This is a genomic window from Alishewanella sp. d11 (assembly GCF_049390205.1).
GTDB lineage: Bacteria > Pseudomonadota > Gammaproteobacteria > Enterobacterales > Alteromonadaceae > Alishewanella.
Window position 1 is genome coordinate 679892 of the sequence record NZ_CP186547.1, and the last position, 17150, is coordinate 697041.

Genomic DNA, 17150 nt, shown 5'->3' on the forward strand with positions numbered 1-17150 from the left:
ATGCTGTTAATGTTATGTGCATTTTTTAATGCGCATGCTGGCACTATTTTATTGCCTCTGACGCCTGCACAAGGGTTATCGCAAGGTGAAGTTCGAGATTTGCATCTGGATCAACGCGGTTTTTTATGGATAGCTACCAGTGGCGGCATTAACCGTTACGATGGTAATAAAGTAACGGAATTACATGCCGAAGATCATCGTTTATCTGAAATTCCATTTAATGATATTTTAGAAGACAGTCAAGGGCGACTCTGGCTCAGTGCGGAACATACCGGCCTGTATTTATATAACCAGAGTAGCGGTGAGTTTGAAACCTTTATCACAGCCCCCAAAGAGCTCGGGCATCCGGTTGCAACAACCATTCTTAAAGTCATTGAATATGACAGCAATCATTTGCTCTTTGTGGTTAATCAAGCCATTTACAAATTACATTTACCCAGTCGCCAATATACCAAAATCTTTGACTTAGCGTCCTTTGGTCATAGCAGAGGCTGGATCAGAAGTTTATTGCTAGAAGATAATCAGCTATTTATTGCCGCCTATAACGGACTGATTCATTTAAACCTAGCTAATGGTAAGGCACAGTACTTAGCTCACCTGCCCAAAGAAATCAGCAACCCGACCACGGCGCAGGGCCATGTTAAAAACTTATATAGGCATGATGCGTATTTATATGTTGGGACTGTCTCAGGCTTATATCAATTACCGTATGCTGGCATTCAAGCCTATCTACAAAATCGTACTGTTTATCAAGTTAATGTTGCCTTGGCAGACCGGAACATCTGGCAAATGCATCAAAATAAGGAAAAATTGCTAGTTGCCACTGACCAAGGTTTATATCATGTCAAAGATAACCTTGATAATGAAAGCGTTATTGATTTTGCAGATAGTAATCAAACCTTAATAGACAATAGCATTGTGGATTTTACCATCGATGTTAGTGGTGGAATCTGGCTGGCCAACCGCAGCGAAGGCGCGTTTTACTGGCATCCGCAAAGTGGTGCATTTCAGCAATTAACCGATTCACAAAATCAAAAATTAAGTATTCATAAATTCGGCCAGCTATGGCAAAACGAGCAGGACCTCTGGTTAAGTACAAGCAACGGCTTACAACGCTTTAACCTAATGGATAAAACTGCCGTAAAGTTTCTGACAGCAACAGAGAGTAGCAATGCAGAGCGAGTTGGTCAGATTTTTAACTTTGTAAACCAAAACTCGGATATGCTTTGGCTCTCAACAACTAGAGGGATTAAAGCCTTTGATTTAAAAGACCTAAAAATCATTCATCCCTATTTTGTTGTTGCAGAACAGAGCAAGCTTTTTATTACAGGTGCTGTAGTTCAAATATACGACAACGTAACTGAGCGCCTAATTTTTACCCAAGCTGACAAACTTTATGCTTATTCGAGTATCACGGGTACTGTCGATGAACTCCGCGTTTTAAACCAACAGCTGCCAATGGCACAGTTTGGTAAAATCGTTGGTAAACTCTCTGATCAATCTTGGATAATTACTACAGCCGATCAACTATGGCGTTATATTCCGGCAACTGAAACCTTATCCTTGATATATCAGTCGCCTGACTTTAAACCACAACTGAATCGCTTTGCTACCAGCATGCAGCTAGATGATGCAGGTACATTATGGGTTGGCATGCGCGGATTGGGCTTGCTGGGTTTTGAGACAAGCCAGTGGTTGTTGATGCACCGTTTCTCGGTAGAGAATAAATTACGTAATAACGAAGTTTTTTCGTTATTGAAAGATCATAAAGGGGATATCTGGTTTTCCTCGCGTAACGGCCTTGCGCGCTTAGAACCTGACAACCTTCAAATTGAATATTTTAACCAAGCTGATGGTTTACCTTTTGCGGCCTTTAACGATGGCTCTGCCGCTAAGTTAAGCAATGGTAATTTACTTTTTGGTGGTATGCGCGGTGTCGTCAGCGTCATACCGGAGCGTTTACAGCGAATTCCAGATAATCTGAAAATTGCTATAACCGATTTTGCCGTTATGAAGGGCGATGAAATCAACTTACATGGCTATTTAAATGAGCGTGAGTTTACGTTATCTCATACCGATGCTGGTTTGAGAATAAACTTTAGCGCGATGAGTTTTCATAATAATCATAAAATCACCTATCGCTACTGGCTTAGCGGCCAACAAAACAGCCACTTCCCAGCTCAATATGATAATCAGGTGCTATTCCCTGAATTACCTGCAGGCTCTTACCAGTTTAATGTTGTAGCAATTTCACCGCTCACCGGAGAACAAAGTGCCCCTGCTCGAATTTACTTAACAATAAGCCCGCCTTTTTGGCAGTCGCATTTGGCTTATACAATCTATCTATTGCTCGCGGGCTTAGGTCTAGTGCTGTATTGGTACAAACGTCGCCAGCAACAGGCCTTGTTGCAAAAAGCCAATCAACAAGTCAGGGCCAGCGAGCAACGCCTTATTCAGGCCTTAAAATCGGTCAGTAGTGGTGTTTTGGAGTGGCAAGCGAAAAGTAATACGTTTTCATCCAGTCGTTTGCCTTGGATGCTTGGCACCAGTGAAGCAATGCATACCATTACCATGCAACAACATTGCTCTTTGATTCATGTAGAAGATTTGCCTGAGTACCAAAAACAATGGCAGCGGCTGTTACAGCAACCGGACTTGCTGCTCGATGTGACGTATAGAATGCGTCACCAAGACGGCCGTTGGCTATGGTTTCAAGACCAATATCGAGTAACGGAAATCGATGATAATAATGCACCAATAAAAATTCTTGGTACCTATAGCAATATTACCGAAACGAAAGCGAATGAAGAAAAAGCACGCTTATTTGGTGAGGCTTTCCAACAAACGCGTGATTGGGTTGTTATCTTAGATAACCGTCAGCGCGTTATTGCCGCTAACCAATCGTTTTCGCAAGCCTTTGGCGATGTTGGCCCTTATATTGGTATGCCCAGAAGCCATCATCTTGGAATCAGTTTGGTGCGTCGGCGCTTTTATACCAAGCTGTTAAAAGATATGACGCAAGGTGAGCATTGGCAAGGTGAAGAACAAGTGATCACGCCAGACGGTTTAGAGCGCCCCACACTCATCAATATTAGCGCGGTTGGTCAAGATGAGGTCAATTTTTATGTGTTGGTGTTCACGGATATTACCGCGCAGAAAGTCGCAGAAGATGAACTAAGGTACATGGCAAATTACGATGCGCTCACGGGGCTTCCCAATAGAGCCTTGTTGATGGATAGAATTCAGCATGGTATTGAGCAAGCGAGACGCCAACATCGCTCACTGGCTTTATGTTTTATTGATTTAGATAAATTTAAACAAATTAATGACTCGCTTGGGCACGATATTGGCGACTTAATGCTAAAGGAAGTCGCTCGTCGATTAAAGCTAACCTTAAGAGACAGTGATACCGTTGCCCGTTTAGGTGGCGATGAGTTTGTGGTGATTCTCGAGGGCTATAAAACCAACGACAATATTAGCCATGTCGCTCGAAAAATGCTGGCGGTGATCAGTGAACCTATGCAGCTGGGTTCAGAAAGCGTTGGTGTCTCGCCCAGCATAGGTATCGCCATGTTTCCTGATGATGCGCAGAATGGTAATGAACTGATGAAACATGCCGACGTTGCGATGTATCATGCCAAAGAAGCCGGTCGGAATAACTTTCAATTCTTTATTAAAGAAATGAATGAAAAAGCCCATATGCAGTTAGCCAGAGAAACCAAGCTTCGTAAAGCACTACAAAAACAAGAGTTTATAAACTATTACCAACCCATTATTGATAGCGCCCAACAAGGGCTGGTGGGTGCCGAAGTCTTACTGCGTTGGCAAAGCCCAGAGGGGATGATCTCTCCCGCAGAGTTTATTCCCTTGGCGGAAGAGTTGCGCTTAATTGTTAAGATGACGCAGCAGCTGTTGGATCGTGCACTCGCTGATATGGCAACTTGGCGAGCCGCTGGCTATGAGTTATTTTTATCGGTAAATTTATCAACCCAACATTTAGAACAACCTAAATTGGCCGAAACGGTGCTAGCACTATTAAATAAACACCAGCTCCCTGCGACCTGTTTGCGTTTTGAAATTACCGAAAGCGCTTTAATGCGCGATCAAAAAAGTGCCATTCTTACCATGCAAGCGTTAAGTGATTCTGGCATTAAACTGGCGTTGGATGATTTTGGTACTGGTTATTCCTCATTAAAATATTTAAAAGAACTGCCATTGGATGCCATTAAAATTGACCGCAGTTTTGTGCAAGATATCGGTATTGATCACAATGATGAGACCATTATCGATGCCATGCTTAGTATGGCTAACAGTCTTGGACTGTACTGTGTGGCAGAAGGGGTAGAAACCGAGCAACAGTTAGCTTTTTTTAATATGCGCGACTGTTATCTTATCCAAGGCTTTTTGTTTAGCAAACCGTTGCCAGCTAAGGCATTCTTGGACTTACTGAACTCAGACAGTTTTGTAACCAGCCAAGTCTATTATTCTGAAGCCGACATCCCGAGCCCGAATTATTAGCGTAGAAAGTGTTGTTCAAGCAAGCTTTCTTGAGTTAAGCCAACGTATAATAGCCATCTGTTTTATTTAGGAATCTGCAGCATGGCCCCTCACCTCTTAAAAGGTGCCTTATTATTACTTTTAGCCGAAGCATGCTTTGCCGGCATAGGGGCTATTGTTAAGTTTACCAGCGCTACCGCCAGCGAAGCACAAGTCGTATTTTTCCGAAACCTTTTTGCGTTAGTGCTGATGCTGCCCTTTTTATACCAGCATGGGTTTAAGTTATTGAAAACAAATCGCTGGTACTTGCATGTCAGCCGAGCGCTGACCGGCATTATTTCGATGTACTGTTTTTTTTATGTGTTAGCACGTATGCCATTGGCTCAAGGCATGTTGGTATTACTGTTATCCCCATTTATTGTACCGATCATTGCCCATTTCTGGTTAAAAGAGCGCCCCTCCGGTTTAACCTTATTTGGCATTGCTTTAGGGTTTGCAGGCGTGGTGTTAGCCTTACCTTCGCCTGATCCTACCTTAAATGTCATTTTACTGGTGGCACTTTGCTCGGCGATCTTAGTGGCGGTAACCAAAACCACGATCCGCTATATGTCCGATACGGAGCCCGCGGTGCGTATTGTGTTTTATTTTTCTTTGCTCACCGCAATTTTGTCTGCCATCCCAGTACCTTGGTATTGGCAACCGTTGAACCATCAGGTTTGGCTGGCTTTTTTAGTCATGGGCTTACTGGCCGCCATTGGACAATTAGCGATGACCCGTGCTTATGCGATAGCACCGGCCAGCGACATTGGTATCTGGACTTATAGCAGCGTAATCTTTGCCGGTGCCTTTGGCTATTTATTCTGGCAAGAACCCGTTACTATGAGCTGGGCGGCGGGTGTGCTGGTGATTTTTTATGCGGGTTATATCACTACTCGGCAACGCTTGCTGTAATGCAGTGAAAGACTTTTCATGCTGTCTCTGGCACTGCGGCAACTTACAGGCTAAAATACGCTCCCTTTTTTAGACGCGACAACACAGGTAACCACTGACAATGGGCAAAAAGCTGCATATAAAAACCTGGGGCTGCCAGATGAACGAATATGATTCATCAAAAATGGCCGACCTATTGGATGCAACGCATGGCTATACGTTAACCGAAGAAGCCGAAGAAGCGGATGTGATCCTGCTTAACACCTGTTCTATCCGGGAAAAAGCCCAGGAGAAGGTGTTTCATCAATTAGGCCGTTGGCGTCCTTTAAAAGAAAAAAATCCAGATTTAATTATTGGGGTGGGTGGCTGTGTTGCTTCTCAAGAAGGTAAAGCCATTCGTGATCGCGCCCCCTTTGTAGATATTGTATTTGGCCCACAAACATTGCACCGTTTACCCGAGATGATTAACTCGGTTCGTGGCACGCACTCGCCAGTCGTCGACGTATCTTTCCCAGAGATTGAGAAGTTTGACCGTCTGCCGGAACCCAAAGCAGAAGGTCCCTCAGCCTTTGTTTCCATTATGGAAGGCTGTTCTAAATACTGTACTTTCTGCGTAGTCCCTTACACCCGCGGTGAAGAAGTTAGCCGACCACTGGACGATGTGTTATTTGAAATTGCGCAATTGGCTCAGCAAGGCGTGCGCGAAGTAAACCTGCTTGGCCAAAACGTCAATGCTTATCGCGGTACGACACATGATGGCAGTATTTGCCATTTCTCGGAGTTATTGCGTTTGGTTGCCAGTATCGATGGTATAGATCGCATTCGTTACACGACTTCGCATCCGGTAGAGTTTACCGACGATATTATTGAAGTATATCGTGATATCCCGGAACTGGTGGATCACCTACACCTGCCTGTGCAATCTGGCTCAGATCGTATTCTTAATTTAATGAAACGCGGTCATACTGCATTGGAATATAAGGCGCAAATCCGTAAGCTGAAAAAAATTCGTCCTAACCTGAGCATGTCTTCAGACTTTATTATTGGTTTCCCTGGCGAAACTGATGAGGATTTCCAGGCAACGATGGATTTAATTCAGGCAATTGATTTTGATATGAGCTTTAGCTTTATTTACAGTGCTCGCCCAGGTACGCCAGCGGCCGATTTACCCGACGATGTTACTGAAGATGCGAAAAAACAGCGCTTATACATTCTGCAAGATCGCATCAACCAGCAGGCGCTTAAAATTGCTCGAGGTATGCTCGGCACTGAGCAACGTATTTTGGTTGAAGGTCCGTCCAAGAAAAACATTATGGAACTGACCGGCCGCACCGAAAACAACCGTGTGGTGAACTTTGAAGGTTCACCAGAGATGATTGGCCAATTTGTTGATGTGAAAATTACCGATGTTTTCAGTAATTCACTGCGTGGTGAGCTGATCCGTACCGAGCATGATATGGGCTTGCGCCGTGATACCGCACCGCAGCAAATCCTCGCTCGGCAGCCCAAAGCCAATGAGTTGGGTGTCACCACCTATGTGCCTTAATTAGAGATCTGCCTGTACCTGCTGACGTAGGTACAGGCTGCAATAGAGAGGTAACTATTGAATAGCGACAGCCAAAGTTCAAGCAACACCTTTTCGCATGAATTGCAGCTTGAACCTGCCGATCACCGCAGGTTAACGCTGCTTTGCGGACCTTACGATGATAATCTAAAGCATATTGAACGCCGCTTACTGGTTGAAATCAGCCACCGCGCCAATATCTTGCGAATTGAAGGGCCTGAGCCTAATGTCAATGCCGCGAGTCTGATTGTTACCGAGCTTTATAAAGTCACTGCAAATGCTCAGCAACAACCGATGGTCATTACGCCTGAACAAGTGCATTTACTGATCAGCGAACATTTCGATATTCAGTACGAGCAACAGCCTGCCCAGCATAAAGAGTTTAGCCTTAAAACCAAGAAAGGCTTAATTAAACCGCGCAACCCAAACCAAGCCGTTTATGTTGGCAACGTCCTTAATCATGATGTGAGCTTTGGCATTGGCCCAGCAGGGACTGGGAAAACTTATCTTGCTGTAGCGTGCGCCGTAGATGCTCTTGAGAGTGGTCAAGTAAAACGTATTATTTTAACCCGTCCAGCAGTTGAAGCCGGCGAAAAACTTGGTTTTTTACCGGGCGATTTAGCCCAAAAAGTCGATCCTTACCTACGTCCACTCTATGATGCGCTGTTTGAAATGCTCGGCTTTGAAAAGGTCGAAAAATACTTAGAACGCGGCATTATTGAAATAGCGCCTTTAGCCTATATGCGTGGCCGCACTCTAAACGATGCCTTTATTATTTTGGACGAGAGTCAAAATACCACCACCGAACAAATGAAGATGTTCTTAACCCGTATTGGGTTTAGCGCCAAAGCGGTGATTACTGGTGACGTGACTCAGGTAGACTTACCGCGCGGGCAATATTCAGGGTTAAAACATGCAATTGAAGTGCTCTCGGATGTACCTGAGATTAGTTTTAACTTTTTCAATGCCAAAGATGTGGTGCGTCATCCCATCGTGCAACGTATTGTGATGGCTTATGAGGCTTTTGAAGCAGCTCATCCTAAACCTGAGCATGAAAAGCGCGAGTGGCAACGAAAATGAGTATTATCTTAGACTTGCAACAGGCGAGTAGCGCAGCGAATTTACCTGATCCGGCACAATTTCAGCAATGGTTAGACGCGGCAGTGTTACCGTTTCAAACCGATGCAGAAGTCACCATTCGGATTGTGGATAATGCAGAAAGCCAGCAGCTTAATTTGCAGTATCGCGGTAAAGACAAGCCCACGAACGTGCTAAGCTTTCCTTTTCAGTGTCCGCCAGGGATTGAATTACCGTTGTTAGGTGATTTAGTGATCTGTGCCGAGGTGGTTGCTTCTGAAGCCTGTGAACAAGGAAAAGCCTTATCAGCGCATTGGGCGCACATGGTTGTACATGGATGCTTGCATTTATTGGGATTTGACCATATAAATGATGCTGATGCTGAGGAAATGGAAGCAGAAGAGATCCAAATTTTGCAACAACTCGGTATCGCTAACCCCTATTTGTTGGATGACGAATAGATTTCTTTTACTTTTTGGAGTTAAAGTTCACGAATGAGTGACGACAATCCCCACTCTAGTCGCGGTTCTGCGGGTCGCAGCTGGTTAGAACGTATCGCCAGTATATTCAGCGCGGAACCTCAAGACATTTCTGATTTAGAAGATATCATCAGCGAAGCGTCAGTACGCCAGCTTATTGATGTTGATACCAAAGATATGCTGCAAGGCGTTTTGGATGTCTCCAAAATGCGCGCCAGAGATATTATGGTGCCGCGCTCGCAAATAGCGACACTCGACATTGAGCAGCCCTTATCAGACATTTTGCCTATTCTGCTGGAAAACAATCATAGTCGTTATCCTGTAGTTAATGAAGACAAAGACCATGTTGAAGGCATTTTGATTGTCAAAGACTTGCTGCAGTATGCTCTAGATCCCATTCATACCGAATGGCAATGGCATGATTTAGTCAGACCGGCGGTCATTATCCCCGAAAGCAAAAGAGTCGATGCCCTGCTGCGTGAGTTTCGGCAAAAACGCTACCACATGGCGATAGTGGTCGATGAATACGGCGGTGTTTCTGGCCTAGTCACCATTGAAGATATCCTCGAGCAAATTGTCGGCGAAATTGAAGATGAACATGACGAGTCTGAAGAAGACGACATCAAAAAAATGGCGTCACGGGTTTTTCAAGTTAGCGCCTTAACGCCTCTCGATGAATTTAATGAAACCTTTGGTACCCAGTTCGATGAAGAAGATGCGGATACCATCGGCGGTATAGTACTGCATGCCTTTGGCCATATGCCTAGCCGTGGTGAAAGTATTACGCTAGGTGATTTGACCTTTAAAGTCAGTAAAGCTAACAGCCGACGCCTGATGCAATTACAGGTGATTCGCGCCCGTGAAGTAGAACCAGAAGGAAGTTAACTATACCGTCTCTGTTAACTCGGCCGCAGCGTGAACAGGCCAATACCCTACAACTTCCCCCCAAAGTGGCAACAATGCTGTTGCCACTGCTTTTGCTATTGGCCGGTGCAGCCAATACGCTGGCTTACGCTCCCTATACGTTATGGTGGTTACCCTTAGTCACGCTTACCGTTTTGAGTTATTGCGTGCAGCTAAGCCACAACACCAAACAAGCCGCCTTGTATGGCTTCAGCTACGGGCTGGGCTGGTTTGGTGTGGGTATCAGCTGGGTGCACGTTAGTATCGATCAATTTGGCGGTTTACCCTTGGCTGGCAGCTTAGGTCTAATGGCTTTATTGGTCGCGTATTTGGCACTTTTCCCTGCTTTTGCAACTTGGCTTAGCGTTAAACTAGGCGCCACTTTACCCTTACCACTGCTGTTAACGGCAAGCTGGGCGCTTGCCGAATGGCTACGCAGCGTGATGTTAACCGGCTTCCCCTGGCTGTCGCTGGGGTATAGCCAGGTCGACTCTCCCTTACGGCACTTCGCCCCCTTAGTCGGTGAGATTGGTATTAGTTTACTTTTGGTGTTTGCTGCGGCTGCTTTTAGTCATTTTATATGGCATAAACAGCCTTGGCTAAGCCGTTTACTGCCGCTGCTAGTCGCGATGGTTTTACTGCTAAGCAGCCCCCTGCTTGCGCCCTTTAAAGGCTGGCAAGAAACACCACAGCAAGTATCAGTCTTGCTAGTGCAAGGCAATATCAAACAAGATTTACGCTGGGCCCCCGAGCAAGAATGGCCGACCATGCTCAAATATTTAGATCTTACACGTCCGCATTTGAGCACACACGATTTAGTGATTTGGCCTGAAGCCGCAGTGCCTAGACTGGAACCGCTAGCGCAAGATTTCTTAGAGAATCTGGATAAATCGGCATTTTATAGTAACACCGCCCTGATCACCGGTATTATCGATTATCGCCAGCAAACCGGCGAGGCATGGAATAATTTAGTGGTAGTGGGTAAACAGCAAGCCGATGCTGACAGCGGCCATTATGTTTACGGCCATGCTAACCGTTTTAGTAAACATCATTTGCTGCCAATCGGCGAGTTTGTGCCTTTTGAAAATCTGCTGCGCCATTTAGCGCCAATTTTTGATTTGCCTATGAGTTCATTTAGCCGTGGCGACTATTTACAACCTAACCTCGTCGCCAATGGCTATCATTTATTGGCGGCAATTTGCTTTGAAATTGCCTTCCCTGCACAAATCCGCGCCAATATGACAGACAGTACACAAATTTTGCTGACGGTGAGTAATGATGCCTGGTTTGGCGACAGCATTGGCCCGCATCAACATTTACAAATTGCGCAAATGCGGGCATTGGAGTTTGGACGTCCCGTGCTTCGCGCCACCAATAATGGCATTACCGCCACTATTGCCGCTAACGGCGAAATCAGACAACGCGCCCCCCAGTTCACCGAAGCAGTGTTAAGCGAGCAATTACCGTTGACTAAGGGCCAAACCCCTTATAGCCGCGTCGGTAATATGCCGTTATTCTCGTTGTTTACACTGGTGTTAGTGTTCGCCATCTGGCGCAAATGGCGCTTAACACCCTAACACTATTCTTCAACCGCCCCGTTAACCAGTTCGGCAATCGCGGCAAGGCGCGCTAGGGCTTTGCCATTGATTGACTTCTTGGGATAGTGGCCACGATTATTCCGCTCGCCAGCCACTTCGCCTAACAGCAGCTCTAGGGCTTCATCGACATTTCTGACAATATAGATATGGAATTGCCCTGCTGCGACGGCCGCGACCACCTCATCCTGTAACACCAAATTCAGCTGATTACTGGCCGGTATCACCACGCCCTGCTCACCCGTTAAGCCGCGTGATTGACACAGTCTAAAATATCCTTCAATTTTTTCATTCACGCCGCCAATAGCTTGCACCTGACCATGCTGGTTGATCGACCCCGTCACCGCCAGGCTTTGTTTAATAGGAATATCAGTAATCGCAGAAACCAAAGCACAGACTTCGGCCAAGGAGGCACTATCGCCGTCAATATGACCGTATGATTGCTCCATGGCAATATTGGCGCTTAGTGTTAATGGGAACTCCCGTGCATACTTGGCACCAAGATAACCGGTTAATAGCAACACACCTTTCGAATGAATGGCCTTCCCCAGTTCCACTTCACGCTCAATATCTACTACGCCACTTGAGCCAGCAAACACAGTGGCACTGATTCTCGCCGGAGTACCAAAGGCGGTGTCACCAATTTCTAATACCGTTAAACCATTGATTTTACCAACGGCTAGCCCCTCAGTATCAATTAAAATTTGGCCTTCTTGGATATCTTCTAAAAAGCCTTCACTGATTCGCCCCGTGCGATATTGTTTGCCTGCTAGCGCTTGCTTGACATGCTGTGCGGTAAGGGTGTCAGCTTGCTGTTGCTTAGCGTAATAACACGCCTCTCGCACCAGCTCTAAGACATCGGCAAAACGCGCAGACAGCTTGCGTTGGTGCTCAGCTTGTCGAAAGCTAAACAATAACAGCTGCGTTAAGCCGCATTCAGAAAGCTGGGTAAAATGCATTTGCTGCATTTGAAGCTTGATCTGTAACGTCATATCAGACACGGTTTGGCGGCTAAGCGGCAAGTAGTTTTCAAAATCCGCTAGCACCCGGAATAACTCGTTAAACTCATCATCGAAATCTTGTACTAAATAGTACAGATCGCGCGAGCCAAGTAATACCACCTTCACATTAAGTGGAATCGCCTTCGGTGTGATAATGGTCGAGTTAGTCACTGCGTGTTCACTTAGGGTATCAATGACCACTTCACCCGCTTTTAAAGCCAGTTTTAACGCATCCCAGACGGCAGGTTGTGACAGTAAACGATCCGCATCTAATATCAGATATCCCCCGTTGGCTTTGTGCAAAGCGCCAGGGCGAACCATCCGATAATTGGTAAATAACGAACCACTGGCTGAATTGTATTCAACCCGGCCAAATAAATTGCCATAACTCGGATTCGGTTCAAAAATGATCGGTGCACCCGACATGGTTTCGTAATGCACTAACACATTAGGCACGAATTCTTCGATAAAGAATTCCCGACTCGGCGGATCTTCGGCTTTTTCGCCATCGGATTCATCAGGTAACAGCTCTAACACGGCTTTAACCAGATGTGAGCGCATTTCCTTTAAGTACTTCAACACCCCTAACTCAGCACTGTAATGATGTTCTAGCTGCTTCAACATGGGCTTGATGGCTTGTTCGATGGTGTCTTTACGTAAACTACGTAAACTTTCTGATAACTCACGTTTCCATTGCGGTAGCTCTAACAACTGCTCATTTAAAATGGTTTCCAGTTCAGACACTAGCCCATAAAAATATTGCCGCTGCTCTTCAGTCAGCTTAGAGAATTCTTGGTCATCGAGCGGTTTGCCATCAATGATCGGCGAAAAACTTACCGCACCATTCTCTTCGTAAAGCACCACTTGTTTTTCCAGTGCCTTTTTTTCAACCCGTTCGATGGCTTGTTCATAGCGTTGGTCAAAGGCGCGGTGGATGGCTTTTTTCTTGCGTTGATAACCAGGGTTATCAAAAGCTGCCGGGAAGGTATCCAGCAATTCATCAATTAATGCTTCTAGCTTTTTAACCAGTAACCGCCCTTCACCGGGCAATAAACGTAACGTGTTTGGAACCCGTTCATCGTCAAAATTATTTAAGTAACACCATTCTTCTGGTGTGGCTTTTTCACTCGCCGCCTGCTGCAAAATCTCCTGCACTAAGGTAAAGCGCCCCAGTGCCGGCTCGCCCATCACATAGAGATTGTAGCCAGGCATATCCATACCAATGGCAAACTCTAGCGCAGTGCGCGCCCGATCTTGCCCAATAAAGCCAGGGAGCAATTCCTGCCGTTGTAAGGCATCGGTAATTAATTGCGGATCCAGTTGAGGACTCAACTGCAAGGGACTGAGCGCCAGCGAATGGCTTTGTTTTGTCATGAATCGCCTTAAATAATGGTTGCGGTTTTTAGCGGTGCACTGTTTTGCTTAGCTCTTACTGTCTGTCTGAGTATACTGCAGACAAAGTTAAGCCCGATTGGCGGCTAGTCTAACAAAAAGCGCAGGGCTCTGCCCAGCGCTAAAGTTTATCAGGCGCTGGCCGATATCAAAATATCTGAAGTATTTTGATAAAGGGGCCTAACATGAACGAACGAAATTGTTTGCAGAAAATTCGCAATCTTGGCGTACGGCTGCATGAATTGGAATTAACAAAACCAATACCAGGTAAATCTTACACCTCAATGGCTCTGGATTACTTATTTCAGCAGCATCAAATGGAGCGGCCTGCAGGGGCACCGTTAGAACATACCTTACAAACCTTAGGTAAAGCCTTGATGGACAAACATCAGCTTAAATTTCAGCGCTTAGATGCCAATAGCGTCATTGATTATTTCTGTCGTATCTATCGTGTGCATTAAGCGTTAGACGGCGTCCATACTACTACCAGCGCCACAGACGCTGGCTTAAAGTAAATCCTACCACTACCACCACACTGCTACCCAGCAGATAAGCGGTTAACAAATAGGCTAAGGCATCTACAGGACAATGTAAGCTATAGATAGTCGCCACCAATAACGCCGCAGCTAGGGGTACGAACAGCCGAAACAGCGGGCGCTGCGCGGGCCGAGCGCGATGCAATATGCGCTGCAACAATAGCACTACACCGACACCAACCATACTGACCCAAGCAACACAAGCCCAAAACGACGGGTTTTGCCACGCTTGCTGCAAGGTTAACGCTACTGCAACATCGGCAAACAGCACAAACAAACCCAGCGTAACCAGCACACTGCTTGCTAATACCACTTTCTGTCGGTTAGACGCTTTAGCTGGACTGCTAAAAATCGAAATAGCCAACAATGAAGTCAGTGTAAGGCAGGCTAAAGCCAAGCTTTTTAACTGACCGGCATTAGACCAATCGTCACGAAAACCAAAAGGCAGTAACAACAGCAGAGCCGCAACCGCTAACACCACAATGGCGAGCGAAAGTATCGTATTAATGGCAAAAGGCCGGATAGCTTGGTGTGAAGCCACCAATTTCTCGATTAATTCTTCGGTATGATGCGGCATTGTCTAACTCCTTTGCATAAACCTTTAAAAACTCACGCCAGTAACTGTGAACCTTTGGCATAGCGCAAAAAACACTATGGCTCTTCAGTTAGCTCTGTACGCAATAACACTATGGCGCGATGCACATTCACTTTTACCCAAGCCACACTTCGCTGCATAAGATTAGCGGTCTCCTGTACAGAGAGCTCTGCCACTTTCGTGGCGAACAGCGCTTGAGCTTGCTCAGCATTTAATGGCGCCAGTACCCGTGTCACCGCATCTGCCTGCGATTCCTCTGCGAAATCTGCCACAGGATGCCAACTATCATCTTCGGCTAACGGTTGCCAAGTACCTTTTGCTAACTCGCGCCAGCTCTCATAATACTTATGCCGCAAAATACCACTTAACCACGGTTCAACCGGTAAATCATATTGATAGCTGTGCAAAATACGGTGCACCGTGAGTAGGACATCTTGCACCAAGTCTTCCACCTGTTGCGCGCTGACATAGCGGCGGGCACGCGAGCGTAAAAAAGGCAACGCCTCTGTTAAAAAGCGCTGATATGCCTGTTTATCGCCCAGTTGAGCGCGCTGCAGCAAGGCAGGCCATTCGTTCATTTAAATTCCTGTTGCAATCGTTATCCTTTTTATATTGGCAGCGAAACGCAAAAAGGTTACAGCAAATAAAAAAATAATTTTTGTAACCTTTATCACCCTCTTCGCCAATTACCTGCTGTCAGCATCTTGCGACATTGCATTTTAATCACTTTGAAGGAAAACGATATGAAGGCTTCCCTGCTAACCAACAACTCGGTTAAACATCTGGCATTGGCAACGGCGCTGTTAATTGGCCTCATGGCACAGCCCGCTATGGCGAATAATTTTAGTTTACCGGCTTACACCGCGACACAACTCGCCGAAGTTGAGCAAAGCGGCAGTTTTATTTTAGTTGCCACTAAGCCTGGTTGCCCGGTTTGTGCGCGTCAGGTCCCCGCGATCACTACGGCATTACAAGATCCTGCTTTAGCGCATCTACCCGTGTTGCAATATAACCAAGTCACTGAAAAAGCCTTAAATAAACGTTTTAAGGTGACAGGGCAAAGTACCATTATTGTATTCCGAGACGGTAAAGAAGTGTCACGTACACGGGGGCTAACCGATGCCATGGCCATCAAAGCTGAATTACTAAAAGCGCTCTAACTGCGGAGTTTACCGATGATTGACTACAGCTTGCTTCCCCTGCTGTTGCTGGCGGGTATGCTGATTACCCTATCACCGTGCATCTTGCCAGTATTACCGGTGATGGCAAGCTCGGGGCTAGCAAAACATAAACTAGCCCCAGTGTTTACTGGCGCGGGATTAGCCATTGGTTTCGCTCTCATGGGCATTTTGTTACATAGCATCGGTCAAGTATTAGGGCTAAGTGACAGTGTAACACGCCCTTTATTGGCGAGCTTATTGGTGCTATTTGGTTTAGCCTTAGTACTGCCTTGGTTTAAACAAGGTAGTGCAGGTTTGTTGGCGCCACTTGCAGCCAAAGCGGATCAACTCGCCAGTACACTAGAGCAAAAACCGGGTGGCGCTTTTTGGCTGGGTATTTTGCTTGGGGCGATTTGGAGCCCTTGCGCAGGGCCTATCCTCGGTGCCGCGCTAGGCCTTGCGGGCAATTCAGGTTCCTTGTTAAATGCCGGCGTACAAATGCTGTTTTTTGGAATTGGCGCGGCTATCCCCTTAATTGCGATTGCTTACCTCTTTGCCGGCTCTGCTCGCCGTTACTTGCCAAAGCTAGCAGCAGGTGGCGAGTTAGCACGCAAAATTTTAGGCTATAGCTTACTCCTGGTGGGCATAATGATTCTGAGCAAGCTCGATCAACTGCTGCTGATTTGGGCTACAGAACATTTACCGGAAAGCTGGTTAAAGCTGGTGACGCACTATTAACGCTAGAGAATAATTTGCCGGTTATGCCGGCAGTAACTTTACACAACAACCTTAACTGTTTAGGCTTGAGCTATAATCAACTAAGCGCTTTGCAAGCGTAAGCGGCGCTTGGATAACCCCCATAAGGAACTTAACATGCACAAACTAAGTAAAACCCAATTAACCTTAGCCATTGGTGCTTTAACGCTTGGCTCAACTGCGGTATCGGCTGATACCGTTAATCCATTCCAAGCACAACAACTGAGCATGGCCTATCAACTGACTGATGATAAAACCACGGGCAGCGGCGTTAAGGTAAAACTAAAAGAGCAAGCCAAAGACAGTACCGGCAAAACCAAAGAAATGAAGTGTGGTGAAGGCAAATGCGGCGAAGGCATGTGCGGTGCCGAGATGCAAAAGAAAATGGCCGATGCCAAAAAAGGCGCAGCGAATAAAGCAAAAGAAATGAAATGTGGCGAAGGCAAGTGCGGTGAAGGCAAATGTGGTGCCGAAATGCAGAAAAAAATGGCTGACGCTAAAAAAACTGGTGCGGATAAAGCTAAAGAAATGAAGTGTGGCGAAGGCAAATGCGGCGCGGAAATGAAACAAAAAGCCAAAGACAAAGCAGCTGATGCCAAAAAGCAAGCCAGCGACAAAGCCAAAGAAATGAAATGTGGCGAAGGCAAATGCGGTTCAATGTAATT

Annotated in this window: 14 protein-coding genes; 11 read left to right on the forward strand and 3 right to left on the reverse strand. The window is 46.0% G+C overall.

Annotated features, from left to right (window positions below):
• The 7 genes from ACO1PK_RS03215 (at window position 1) to lnt (ending at window position 11027) form a co-directional block, all read left to right on the forward strand.
• Window positions 1-4518, forward strand: coding sequence for an EAL domain-containing protein (locus tag ACO1PK_RS03215; protein WP_423187233.1), 4518 nt, complete (start codon window positions 1-3; stop codon window positions 4516-4518).
• Window positions 4519-4599: 81 nt separating this feature from the next.
• Entirely contained in the window at window positions 4600-5448 is an 849-nt protein-coding gene (locus tag ACO1PK_RS03220; RefSeq protein ID WP_423187234.1) for a DMT family transporter, read from the forward strand.
• Window positions 5449-5548: 100 nt separating this feature from the next.
• Window positions 5549-6973, forward strand: a complete 1425-nt coding sequence (gene miaB / locus ACO1PK_RS03225) for a tRNA (N6-isopentenyl adenosine(37)-C2)-methylthiotransferase MiaB (protein ID WP_423187235.1) — start codon at window positions 5549-5551, stop codon at window positions 6971-6973.
• A 57-nt stretch (window positions 6974-7030) separates the two neighbouring features.
• Complete coding sequence (locus ACO1PK_RS03230) at window positions 7031-8071, forward strand: PhoH family protein (protein WP_423187236.1); 1041 nt, start codon at window positions 7031-7033, stop codon at window positions 8069-8071.
• Entirely contained in the window at window positions 8068-8529 is a 462-nt protein-coding gene (gene ybeY, locus ACO1PK_RS03235; RefSeq protein WP_423187237.1) for an rRNA maturation RNase YbeY, read from the forward strand. The genes ACO1PK_RS03230 and ybeY overlap by 4 nt, the downstream gene beginning before the upstream one ends.
• Before the next feature lie 33 nt (window positions 8530-8562).
• Complete coding sequence (locus tag ACO1PK_RS03240; protein ID WP_423187238.1) at window positions 8563-9432, forward strand: HlyC/CorC family transporter; 870 nt, start codon at window positions 8563-8565, stop codon at window positions 9430-9432.
• Between the two features lie 74 nt (window positions 9433-9506).
• On the forward strand, window positions 9507-11027 hold the full coding sequence (gene lnt, locus ACO1PK_RS03245; RefSeq protein ID WP_423187239.1) for an apolipoprotein N-acyltransferase: 1521 nt from the start codon (window positions 9507-9509) through the stop codon (window positions 11025-11027).
• 2 nt (window positions 11028-11029) lie between these two features.
• Here the strand turns inward: lnt and ACO1PK_RS03250 are convergent, their stop codons facing one another.
• On the reverse strand, window positions 11030-13420 hold the full coding sequence (locus ACO1PK_RS03250) for a Lon protease family protein (RefSeq protein WP_423187240.1): 2391 nt from the start codon (window positions 13418-13420) through the stop codon (window positions 11030-11032).
• Window positions 13421-13623: 203 nt separating this feature from the next.
• Between ACO1PK_RS03250 and ACO1PK_RS03255 the strand changes: the two genes are divergently transcribed.
• Window positions 13624-13899, forward strand: a complete 276-nt coding sequence (locus ACO1PK_RS03255; protein ID WP_423187241.1) for a hypothetical protein — start codon at window positions 13624-13626, stop codon at window positions 13897-13899.
• 22 nt (window positions 13900-13921) lie between these two features.
• Here the strand turns inward: ACO1PK_RS03255 and ACO1PK_RS03260 are convergent, their stop codons facing one another.
• Together ACO1PK_RS03260 and ACO1PK_RS03265 are read right to left on the reverse strand one after the other, a co-directional pair.
• Window positions 13922-14551 (reverse strand): NrsF family protein, encoded by a 630-nt coding sequence (locus ACO1PK_RS03260; protein WP_423187242.1) that lies wholly within the window; start codon window positions 14549-14551, stop codon window positions 13922-13924.
• 74 nt (window positions 14552-14625) lie between these two features.
• A complete protein-coding gene (locus ACO1PK_RS03265) occupies window positions 14626-15147 on the reverse strand; it encodes an RNA polymerase sigma factor (RefSeq protein ID WP_423187243.1) in 522 nt (173 codons plus the stop codon).
• 165 nt (window positions 15148-15312) lie between these two features.
• On the opposite strand from ACO1PK_RS03265, the gene ACO1PK_RS03270 reads away from it, so the two are divergent.
• From ACO1PK_RS03270 to ACO1PK_RS03280, 3 genes are all read left to right on the forward strand, one after another.
• Window positions 15313-15729, forward strand: a complete 417-nt coding sequence (locus ACO1PK_RS03270; protein ID WP_423187244.1) for a thioredoxin family protein — start codon at window positions 15313-15315, stop codon at window positions 15727-15729.
• 15 nt (window positions 15730-15744) lie between these two features.
• Window positions 15745-16467, forward strand: a complete 723-nt coding sequence (locus tag ACO1PK_RS03275; protein WP_423187245.1) for a cytochrome c biogenesis CcdA family protein — start codon at window positions 15745-15747, stop codon at window positions 16465-16467.
• 135 nt (window positions 16468-16602) lie between these two features.
• A complete protein-coding gene (locus tag ACO1PK_RS03280; protein WP_423187246.1) occupies window positions 16603-17148 on the forward strand; it encodes a hypothetical protein in 546 nt (181 codons plus the stop codon).
• The last annotated feature ends 2 nt before the right edge of the window (window positions 17149-17150 follow it).